The organism is Variovorax sp. FG153 (assembly GCF_057809595.1).
The window spans coordinates 22,698-32,277 of record NZ_JBMDKG010000074.1; the positions used below are offsets into that span (position 1 = coordinate 22,698).

Genomic DNA, 9,580 nt, shown 5'->3' on the forward strand with positions numbered 1-9,580 from the left:
TATTGGGCGAATTCGACGTGCCTTCGACAAGTCGGATGAAGCGGAGAGAGGGAAGCGGAGCGCGCGGCCTAGAGGCTCGCGGCGTCCAGCCGCAGCCGGCCCAATATCGAATCGCGCGAGCGCTCGAGCACCGCATCGGAGGCCTTGCGCTGGCCAATGCCGCGTGCCAGGGTCATCGCGCCGACCATCTCGGCGACCACGGAGCCCGCGAACTCCCGGGCCTCGCCGATGCCCAGCGCCTCGATCGGCCCGGCGAGCGCTTCGGTCAGCGTTTCGACGCCGCGCTGGAAGTCGCGGCGCGCCTCGGCGCCGAGGCGGGCAACCTCGTTCACGAGCAGCGGCAGCGGGCAGGTGATCGTCATGCTGTCGCGATGCTGGGGGGAGAGATAGAAGCGCAGGTAGGCGGCCAGGGCCCGGTCCGGCGGCAGCTCGGCCGTCACCTTTGCGAAGCGCTCGGCGATCTCGCCGTACATGCGTTCGAGTGCGGCGTCGACCAGCGCATCCCTGGAGCCGAAGTGCGCATAGAAGGCACCATGCGTGAGCCCCGCATCCGCCATCACGCTGGCGACGCCGACCGCGGCGACCCCATCGCGGCGGATGGTCTTCGCGGCCTCCTTGAGGATGCGTTCGCGCGTCTGTGCCTTGTGTTCTGGCGAATACCTCATGCGGCTCGCGGTCCGGTTCTTTGCATGATCTTCATCATACGACGGCCCATGCCTTCCGCGACGGGTCGGCGTGCGTCAGGGGCGCGAAGCGCCGGGCAGGTCGAGCTCGATCCAAGCCGGCGCATGGTCGCTCGCGCCCGGGCGCCCGCGCACGTCGCGGTTCACGCCCGCATCGCGCAGCAGCGGCGCGAGTTCGGCATTGAGCAGCAGGTGATCGATGCGCAGGCCTGCGTCGCGCGGGAAGCGGTTGCGCCAGTAGGTCCAGAAGGTGAAGGGCGCGCGTTCGGGATGGCGCGCGCGGATCGCGTCGGTCCAGCCCTGCTTCAGCAGGCGCGCGTAGGCAGCGCGGCTCTCGGGCTGCAGCAGCGCGTCGTCGCGCCACGAGGCGGGGTTGTAGATGTCGGCATCGGTCGGCACGACGTTGTAGTCGCCCGCGAGCACCACGGGCAGGCCGCTCGCGTACAGCTTCTTCGCATGCTTGTGGAAGGCTTCGAACCAGCGCAGCTTGTAGTCGAACTTCGGCCCGGGCTGCGGGTTGCCGTTGGGCAGGTAGAGGCAGCCGATTACCACGCCGTCGATCACGGCCTCGAGGTAGCGGCTCTGCGGGTCGTCCTCCATGCCCGGCAGGCCGCGCCCGGTTTCGATCGGCTCACGCCCGCGCGCGAGGATGGCCACGCCGTTCCACGCGGGCTGGCCGTGCGCGACCACGCCGTAGCCCGCGCGCCGGATCGCGGCGAGCGGCAGCTTGGCGTCGGGCGACTTGAGTTCCTGCAGGCAGGCCACGTCGGGCTTCGACGCGGCGAGCCATTCGAGCAGCCGGTCGAGCCGGCTGTGGATGCCGTTGACGTTGAAGGTGGCGATCTTCATGGCGGCCATCTTCCGGCGCGTGCCGGCGCTTCGCGCGTCGGACAACGCGTCCTCCTGCCCGCAGAAATCACCCGGCCATGACGTCGCGCAGGTAGATGCCCTGCGACAGCGCGCCCTTGACCTGGCGCGTGCCCTCGTCGACCAGCACCTCCTCCTGGCCGGCCTCGATGGCCGCGTACGACTGGCGCACCACGTCCTCGGGCGAGGCCTTCGGCACCTCGAGCGCGCGCACCATGTCGGTATCGATCGGGCCGGCATGGAAACCCACCACCTGCGTGCCCTGGGCGCGCAGCTCGTGGCGCAGGCCGTTGGTCAGCGCCCAGGCCGCGGCCTTGCTCACGCCGTAGGCGCCGATCATCGGCGTGTTGGCCCAGCTGAAGAGCGACAGCAGGTTGAGCATCGCGCCGCCGCCGTTGCGGCCCAGCACGCCCGCGAAGGCGCGGCTCATGTGCAGCATGCCGAAGAGGTTGGTCTCGAGCTGCTCGCGCAGGACGGCCACGGGGTCGGTCTCGGCATCGCCGCCGACGAAGCCGCTGAGCCGGCCGATGCCCGCGTTGTTGATCAGCAGCGTCACGTCGCGGCAATCGGCCGCGGCCTGGGCGACCTGCGCGGGATCGCGCACGTCGAGCCGGATCGGCAGCACGCCCAGCAGCGGAATCTGCGAGGGCTCGCGCGCGGCGGCATAGACCTTGGCGGCGCCGAGCGCCAGCGCCTGGCGGGCGAATTCGAGGCCGAGGCCACGGTTGGCGCCCGTCACGAATACGACGGAACCTTGGATCTTCATGGTGTTTCCTTGTGCGCCGGAGCGCGGGGTGAGTCAAACGGTGGCCAGGGCGATCTGGTGCAGGAACAGGGTGCGGCGATGGCGGAAGCCGAGCCGCTCGTAGAGCGCGATGGCATTCGCGTTGTCGCTGAGCACGTGCAGGAAGGCGGTCTCGCCGCGCGCCTCGATGCGCGCGCGCAGCAGGTTCACGAGGCCGGCGGCGAGGCCGCGGCCGCGCCAGGCGTCGTCGACGCAGACCGCGCTGATCTCGGCGTGGCCGTCGAAGCGCATGCGCTCGCCGGCCATGGCCACGAGCAGGCCCTGGTCGCGGATGCCGAGGTAATCGCCCATCTCGAGCGTGCGCGGGCCGAAGGGGCCGGGCCGGGTGCGGGCGACGAGGGCCAGGGCATCGGGCACATCGGAGGCGTCGAGCGGCGTGGCTTGCAGCTGCGCCGCACGGCCCGAGCCGGGGTGCAGCGCGACCATCTGGTGGACCTGGCCCAGCAGCCTGGCCTGCAGGCCGTCGATGTCGGCGACCGGCGCGAGCGTGGGCACCATGACGCGATCGTCCGGACCCAGCAGCGCACGCAGCGCCTCGAAGGCGGCCGGGCTTTCCTCGACCAGCCCCGCGAACGGCGCGACCTCGGGGTGGTAGCGGCGGGCCAGGGCGTTGCCGTGTCCCAGGTGCGCCTGCGGGCCGACCAGCGAGGTCCAGGCCGAACGGTCGAGCGGGGAGTCGATGGGTGATGTCATGGTCTCTAGCGTAGGGCTGTCTTTCCTGGAGGACCACGGTCGTAAATGACAATATTGATATCATTCGCGCCATGATGAAGCTAGCGATCCTGGCGCTCGACGGCGTGTTCGACACCGGCCTGAGCGTGTTCCTCGACCTGTTCTCCGCGGCCAACGAGGTGGCGGCCGAGCAGGGCGCGGCGCGGCCGCCGTTCGAGCTGCGCGTGGTTGGCATGCGCCAGCGCATCCGCACGGCGCATGGCCTGACCATGGTGGTGGACCCGGCCGACGCGCTGCGCCAGCCCGACTGGGTGCTGGTGCCCGCGCTCAACACCAAGCGGCCCGCGCGCCTGGTCGAGGCGCTGGGCCGGCGCGACGTGCGCGATGCCATGGCCATGCTGCGCAGCTGGCATGCGCAGGGCAGCGGCGTGGGCGGCGCCTGCATCGCGAGCTTCCTGCTGGCCGAGACCGGCCTGCTCGACGGCCAGGAGGCCACCACCATGTGGCCGCTGGCGCCGCTGTTCCGCGAGCGCTATCCGCGGGTACGGCTCGACGAGTCGCGCATGGTGGTGGCCTCGGGCCGCGTGGTCACGGCCGGCGCGGCGATGGGGCATCTCGATCTGGCACTGTGGTTGATGCGGCAGGCGAGCCCCGAGACCGCCGCGCTGGTGTCGCGCCTGATGCTGGTCGACAAGCGGCCCTCGCAAGCGCAATACATCATTCCCGACCACCTCGCGCATGCCGATCCGCTGATCGAGCGCTTCGAGCGCTGGGCCCGCGAGCGCCTCGCGCGGGGCTTCTCGCTGCACGACGCGGCGGACGCGCTCGCGGTCAGCCCGCGCACCCTGCAGCGGCGCATGGAGGCCGTGCTCGGCAAGTCGCCGCTGGCCTTCTTCCAGGACCTGCGCGTCGAGCATGCGCAGCACCTGGTCTCGATCGGCCAGGGCCTCGAGGAGATCGCGAGCGAGGTCGGCTATGCCGATGCCGCGACCGTGCGCAGCCTGCTGCGGCGCAAGCTGGGGCGCGGGGTGCGGGAACTGCGTTCGGCGCTGGCATAGGTCGTGGGGCACGATCTCTTCGTGTCCGCCAATGGCGCGATCCGCAAGGCATCCAAATTGGCGCGTCGATTCAGTGGACGCGCAATTGCTCTGCTTCTTTCATGGCCCGGCGCATTGGCGAAATAGCGCTCGCTCATTCGACGCGCGCCGTGTTGCGAGCGCATTCCACGCTCAGGCTTCGCCGCAATTCGAGACGCCGGCGAAAGGCTTTTATTCGTAATGAGATAAATTCTCATTCGAATTGATTGCGTCGTCAGAGGGCAACAAGTTTCGCAAACCAAAGGTAAAGTTGCCGTAAATCGATAGTGCGAGTCATTATCATTTGCGGGTACTTTGTTACGCCGATGTCACTTCCAGTGCACACCCGGCGTGACCGCCGGCGCCGCGCGCCGGCAGCGCTTTCACCTCGACAAATCACTCACAACATGACCTACATCAGAAGCCGCAAGCACTCGACTTCGCGCTATCTCAACGCGCACGCCGCCACCACGACCGCCGCCACTCTGGTCGCGCTCGGATCGGTCGGCGCGGCGCATGCGCAGGGCGCGCTGAAGGCGGTCCAGGTCGATGCGGCGCCCGACTACAAGGTGGAGCAGTCCTCGTCCTCGAAGCAGACGGCGCCGCTGCTCGACACGCCCAAGTCCGTCACCGTCATCCCGCAGGAAGTGATGACGCAGATCAACGCGACGACGCTGACCGAGGCGCTGCGCACCACGCCCGGCATCACCTTCGGCGCCGGGGAGGGCGGCAACCCGGTCGGCGACCGCCCGTTCCTGCGCGGCTACGACAGCCAGGCCAGCACCTTCGTCGACGGCCTGCGCGACATCGCGCCGAGCACGCGCGAGGTCTTCAACCTCGAGTCGGTGGAAGTGGTCAAGGGACCGGACTCGACCTCGGGCGGACGCGGCGGCGCCGGCGGCACGATCAACCTCTACACCAAGGCACCGAAGCAGGAGAACTTCTTCCTCGGCTCGGTCGGCCTGGGCAGCGACAAGTACCACCGCGAGACGATCGACTGGAACCGCAGCTTCGGTGAGAACGGCGCCTTCCGCCTGAACCTCATGGACTTCGGCGCCGATGTCGCGGGCCGCAACGGCCCGAGCAACAAGCGCTTCGGCATCGCGCCCTCGATCAGCTGGGGCCTGGGCACGCCCACGCGCGTGACGCTGTCGCTGTTCCACATGCGCACCGACGACGTGCCCGACGGCGGCATTCCCTACTACCTGCCCTCGAGCTTCCCGCGCTTCGGCGTGGTCGAGCTCCAGCCGACCTACGGCTTCGACCGCAAGAACTGGTACGGCGTCGAGGGCCGCGACTTCCGCAAGGACAAGTCCGACTCGGTCACGCTGCAGGTCGAACACGACATCTCGCCCGAGATGAAGCTGCGCAACATCACGCGCTTCACCAAGAGCAGCATGGACTACATCTGGACCCAGCCCGACGACAGCCAGGGCAACGTGGCGCGCGGCCTGGTGTGGCGCCGCTTCAACGGCAGCATGCGCGACATCGACACCTTCGCGAATGCCACCGAGCTCAGCGGCAAGCTGCAGACCGGCAGCGTCAAGCACAGCTACACGACGGGCCTGGAGCTGTCGCGCGAGCGCGCCGACAACGACAGCTACACCCAGGTCAACCGCGCCTACACGGCGCAGCAGAAGTGCCCGGGTGGCGCCAGCGTGGGCTCGAGCTTCGTCTGCACGAGCCTCTACTACCCCACGTCCAGCGACCCGTGGCTCGGCACCTTCGTGCCCAACGGCAACCCGACCAGCTACCGCACCGATACCGCGTCGCTCTACGGCTTCGACAGCATCGAGCTGTCGCCGCAGTGGATCGTCAACGCGGGCCTGCGCCTCGACAGCTACAAGACGCAGCAGACCAACCCCTATCCCAGCACCACCGCCACCGGTGGCATGGCGCTGCCAGTGCTCACGAGCGGCATCCGCACGAGGTTCGAGCGCAACGACACGCTGCTCAACTACCAGCTCGGTGTGGTCTACAAGCCCGCCAGCAACGGCAGCATCTACGCGTCGATCGGAACCTCCTCCACGCCGGGCGGCAACAGCCTGGGCCAGGGCTCCGAGAGCCAGGCCCTCAGCGGCACCGTGGGCGGCGTGGCCAACACCGCGATCGACCTGAAGCCGGAGAAGAACCGCAGCATCGAGATCGGCACCAAGTGGGACCTGCTGGAGCGCAAGCTGTCGCTGACCGGCGCGATCTTCCAGATCGAGACCACCAACGCGCGCATCACCAACCCGACCGACGGCACCGTGTCGCTGGCCGGGGACAAGCAGGTGCGCGGCTTCGAGCTCGGCTTCTCGGGCAACATCACGCACCAGCTCTCGGTCTTCGGCGGCTACACGCTGCTCGACAGCAAGGGCAAGAACCTCGGCCAGAGCAGCACCACCGACGCCAACGGCCGCACGGTCTACGTGCCCAACGCCGGCACGGGCCAGCCCTTCCCGAACACGCCGAAGCACAGCGCGAGCATCTGGGCGACCTACAAGCCCACCTCCGACTGGACCTTCGGCCTGGGCGCCTTCTACCAGAGCGAGGTCTACGGCGGCTTCGCCTGGGCGGCCGGCACGGGCGGCGCCACGCTGATCAAGCGCAGCATTCCGGGCTACACCCGCATCGACGCGATGGCCGGCTACCGCGTGAACAAGAGCTTCAACCTGCAGCTCAACGTCCAGAACCTGACCGACCGCATCTACTACAACACGGCCTACTCGACGCACTACGCGAACATCGCGCCGGGCCGCTCGGTGACGCTGACGGGCAACTTCTCGTTCTGATCGCCGAAGCGCTCGACACGACGACGAGAGTGAACAGCGAAGGCGCATCCCCCGCGTTCGTGTTCCCCAACGCGAGCGCGCTCAACACCCTGACGCGCGCGCAATGGGACGCGCTGCTCGCCGGCCCGCCCGAGCGCGCCGCGACCTGGCTGTCGGCGGCCGCCCATGCGGGGCATGCCGAAGCGCAGGCGGTGCTCGGGCAATGGCTGCTCGATGGCCGCGGCGTGGCGCGCAACGAGACCTCGGCCTTCGCCTGGTTCCAGCGCGCGGCTGAGCAGCGCCATCCGATGGCGGCCAACATGCTCGGGCGCTGCTTCGAGCATGGCTGGGGCACCGCGCCCGATCCGCAGCGCGCGGCGAGCGCCTACCGCGCGAGCGCCGAGCTCGGCCTCGACTGGGGCATGTACAACCTCGCCAACCTGCTGGCGACCGGGCGTGGCGTCGCGCTGGACCACGCCGCGGCCTTCGACTGGTACCGGCGCGCGGCGGCGCTCGGGCATGCGCGTTCGATGAACATGCTCGGCCGCCACCACGAGGACGGCCTCGTCGTGCCGCAGGACCGGGACCGGGCCCGCGCGCTCTACCGCGCATCGGCCGAGGCCGGCGACTTTCGCGGCTGCTTCAGCCACGCCAGCATGCTGGCCGAGCAGGGCGAGATCGACGCGGCGGTGCGCTGGTTCGAGCGCATTCCGGACACCGCGCCGAAGCACTACCTGGCCGAGGTCGTCCAGCGGCTGCGGGCCTCGCCGCTGGCGGCGCTCAGGGAGGTCGCGGACCGCCTGGAGGCCCGGGCGGCGCGCGCCTGAAGCCAGCCCGGCGCCCGTTATCCGGCGCGGCACGAACCGGAAGCTCACCGGAACGCGGTCGCATGCGGCTGCTACAATTGAGAACCATTCGTATTAAATCCTGAGCGCAGCCAGTCGCTGCGGGAGATGCCATGCCGGCCGCCGAGTTCGTGCCCCCGCACGAAGTGCAAACGCTCTACAGCAACCACCACGGGTGGCTGCAGGGGTGGCTGCGCCGCAAGCTGGGCTGCCCGCACAACGCGGCCGATCTCGCGCAGGACACCTTCGTGCGCGTGCTCGGCAAGAAGGAGCCGGTGGCCGCCGCCGAGCCGCGCGCCTATCTCGCGACCATCGCCAACGGGCTGGTGGTCGACTTCCACCGCCGCCGCGCGCTCGAGCGCGCCTACCTCGAGACCCTGGCCGCGCTGCCCGAGCCGCAATCGCCCTCGCTGGAAGAGCGCGCGATCGTGCTGGAGGCGCTGAGCGCGATCGACGCCATGCTCGACGGCATGACGCCCGCGATCCGGCAGGCCTTCATCCTCTCGCAGCTCGAGGGCCTGACCTATGCGCAGATCGCGCAGCGGCTGCAGGTGACGGTGCGCACGGTCAACAACTACATGCTCAAGGCGCTCGAGCATTGCTATCTGCTCGCGCCATGAGCTCTTTCGAACTCGACCTGCCCGCCGGCCACGAGGCCCGCGTGCGCAAGGAAGCGATCGCCTGGTACGCGCAGCTGTGCTCGGGCGAGGCCACGCCGGCCGACCAGGAGGCCTGGCGCCGCTGGCACCGCGCGCATGCGGAGCACCGCCGCGCCTGGGAGAAGCTCGAGGCGATGCAGGCCACGCTGCAGCGCGTGCCCGGCCACATCGCGGCTTCGACCCTGCGCGCGGCGGGCGCGGCGCGCACCGACCGCCGGCGCCTGCTGCGCGGCGTCGCGCTGGTCGCCTCGGGCGGCGCGCTCGGCTACCTGTCGTGGCAGGTGGCCGATGGCGGCGGGGGCTGGTCCGCGCTGCTGGCCGACTACCGCACCGGCACCGGCGAGCAGCGCGGCATCGACCTCGCCGACGGCTCGCGGCTGCTGCTCAACACGCGCAGCGCGGTCGACGTGGTGTTCGACGGCACGCGCCGGCTGGTCCGGCTGCGCGAGGGCGAGTTGCTCGCGGAGACAGCGCGCCACCGCATGCCCGGCAGCCACGACGCGCGCCCCTTCATGGTCGAGACCGCGCAGGGCCGCATCCTCGCGCTCGGCACCCGCTTCACCGTGCGCGGCGAGGGCGGCATCACGCGCGTCACGGTGCTCGACGACGCGGTCGAGGTCCGGGCCGCGAATGCGCCCGAACGCGCGCTGCGGCTGCAGGCCGGCCAGCAGGTCGACATCGGCCGCGACGGCGTGGGCGTGCCGCATGCGGCCGACACGGCCTCGGCCGCCTGGGCCCAGGGCAGCCTGGTCGTCAACGACTGGACGCTGCGGGAGGTGGTGGCCGAACTCGCGCGCTACCGGCGCGGCCGGCTGGCCTGCGATCCGGCGGTGGCGAACCTCAAGGTGTCGGGTGCCTTCCCGATCCACGACACCGACAGGGCGCTGTCGGTGATCGCGCGCAGCTTCCCGGTGCGCGTGGCCAGCCTCACGCGCTACTGGGTCTCGCTGGTGCCGGCCTGATTCCTGCATTCCGGGTCCGCGCAAAGAAATCTTCCGCCGCCTTTCATCTTTTCCGATTTCGTTCGGCCTTCCTCCTGAGAACCATGGCGAGCGCCATGGATTGCAGTTCTGCCGAAGGAATCCCATGCACGCGCACCCGTCCTCACCCACCCCCGTCTCCAAGGCGCTGCTGTGCCTGCTGGCGCTGGCGGCCGCCATGCCCGTCACGGCGCTGGCCGCCGAGCCGGCGCGGCTCGCCGCCAGCGCCAGGGCGCCCGG

General features: G+C 70.1%; 9 protein-coding genes. 5 read left to right on the plus strand and 4 right to left on the minus strand.

Annotated elements, in window-relative coordinates; genetic code table 11:
* Positions 1-68: 68 nt before the first annotated feature.
* The 4 genes from ACODT0_RS40520 to ACODT0_RS40535 all read right to left on the minus strand — a co-directional run bounded on the left by ACODT0_RS40520 (position 69) and on the right by ACODT0_RS40535 (position 3,048).
* On the minus strand, positions 69-665 hold the full coding sequence (locus tag ACODT0_RS40520; protein ID WP_057596267.1) for a TetR/AcrR family transcriptional regulator: 597 nt from the start codon (positions 663-665) through the stop codon (positions 69-71).
* A 75-nt stretch (positions 666-740) separates the two neighbouring features.
* Positions 741-1,532 carry an exodeoxyribonuclease III gene (locus ACODT0_RS40525; protein WP_413765356.1) on the minus strand — a complete coding sequence of 264 codons (792 nt, stop codon included), beginning with the start codon at positions 1,530-1,532 and terminating at the stop codon, positions 741-743.
* Positions 1,533-1,599: 67 nt separating this feature from the next.
* Positions 1,600-2,316 carry an SDR family oxidoreductase gene (locus tag ACODT0_RS40530; RefSeq protein WP_489043884.1) on the minus strand — a complete coding sequence of 239 codons (717 nt, stop codon included), beginning with the start codon at positions 2,314-2,316 and terminating at the stop codon, positions 1,600-1,602.
* Between the two features lie 33 nt (positions 2,317-2,349).
* A complete protein-coding gene (locus tag ACODT0_RS40535) occupies positions 2,350-3,048 on the minus strand; it encodes a GNAT family N-acetyltransferase (protein WP_413765357.1) in 699 nt (232 codons plus the stop codon).
* 74 nt (positions 3,049-3,122) lie between these two features.
* Between ACODT0_RS40535 and ACODT0_RS40540 the strand changes: the two genes are divergently transcribed.
* The 5 genes from ACODT0_RS40540 to ACODT0_RS40560 all read left to right on the plus strand — a co-directional run bounded on the left by ACODT0_RS40540 (position 3,123) and on the right by ACODT0_RS40560 (position 9,322).
* Positions 3,123-4,085, plus strand: coding sequence for a GlxA family transcriptional regulator (locus ACODT0_RS40540; protein ID WP_489043886.1), 963 nt, complete (start codon positions 3,123-3,125; stop codon positions 4,083-4,085).
* 425 nt (positions 4,086-4,510) lie between these two features.
* Positions 4,511-6,877 carry a TonB-dependent receptor gene (locus ACODT0_RS40545; RefSeq protein WP_296724685.1) on the plus strand — a complete coding sequence of 789 codons (2,367 nt, stop codon included), beginning with the start codon at positions 4,511-4,513 and terminating at the stop codon, positions 6,875-6,877.
* A 29-nt stretch (positions 6,878-6,906) separates the two neighbouring features.
* A complete protein-coding gene (locus ACODT0_RS40550; protein ID WP_489043885.1) occupies positions 6,907-7,683 on the plus strand; it encodes a tetratricopeptide repeat protein in 777 nt (258 codons plus the stop codon).
* A gap of 131 nt (positions 7,684-7,814) precedes the next feature.
* The gene (locus ACODT0_RS40555) at positions 7,815-8,321 is read left to right on the plus strand and encodes a sigma-70 family RNA polymerase sigma factor (protein ID WP_057596271.1); all 507 of its coding nucleotides are present in this window, start codon (positions 7,815-7,817) and stop codon (positions 8,319-8,321) included.
* Positions 8,318-9,322 carry a FecR domain-containing protein gene (locus ACODT0_RS40560; protein WP_296724691.1) on the plus strand — a complete coding sequence of 335 codons (1,005 nt, stop codon included), beginning with the start codon at positions 8,318-8,320 and terminating at the stop codon, positions 9,320-9,322. Before ACODT0_RS40555 ends, ACODT0_RS40560 begins: the two co-directional genes overlap by 4 nt.
* The last annotated feature ends 258 nt before the right edge of the window (positions 9,323-9,580 follow it).

Excerpts from the sequence above, each read along its gene's own strand:
- ACODT0_RS40520 (WP_057596267.1), bottom strand. The coding sequence starts at position 665 with ATGAGGTATTCGCCAGAACACAAGGCACAGACGCGCGAACGCATCCTC.
- ACODT0_RS40525 (WP_413765356.1), bottom strand. The coding sequence starts at position 1,532 with ATGAAGATCGCCACCTTCAACGTCAACGGCATCCACAGCCGGCTCGAC.
- ACODT0_RS40530 (WP_489043884.1), bottom strand. The coding sequence starts at position 2,316 with ATGAAGATCCAAGGTTCCGTCGTATTCGTGACGGGCGCCAACCGTGGC.
- ACODT0_RS40535 (WP_413765357.1), bottom strand. The coding sequence starts at position 3,048 with ATGACATCACCCATCGACTCCCCGCTCGACCGTTCGGCCTGGACCTCG.
- ACODT0_RS40540 (WP_489043886.1), top strand. The coding sequence starts at position 3,123 with ATGAAGCTAGCGATCCTGGCGCTCGACGGCGTGTTCGACACCGGCCTG.
- ACODT0_RS40545 (WP_296724685.1), top strand. The coding sequence starts at position 4,511 with ATGACCTACATCAGAAGCCGCAAGCACTCGACTTCGCGCTATCTCAAC.
- ACODT0_RS40555 (WP_057596271.1), top strand. The coding sequence starts at position 7,815 with ATGCCGGCCGCCGAGTTCGTGCCCCCGCACGAAGTGCAAACGCTCTAC.
- ACODT0_RS40560 (WP_296724691.1), top strand. The coding sequence starts at position 8,318 with ATGAGCTCTTTCGAACTCGACCTGCCCGCCGGCCACGAGGCCCGCGTG.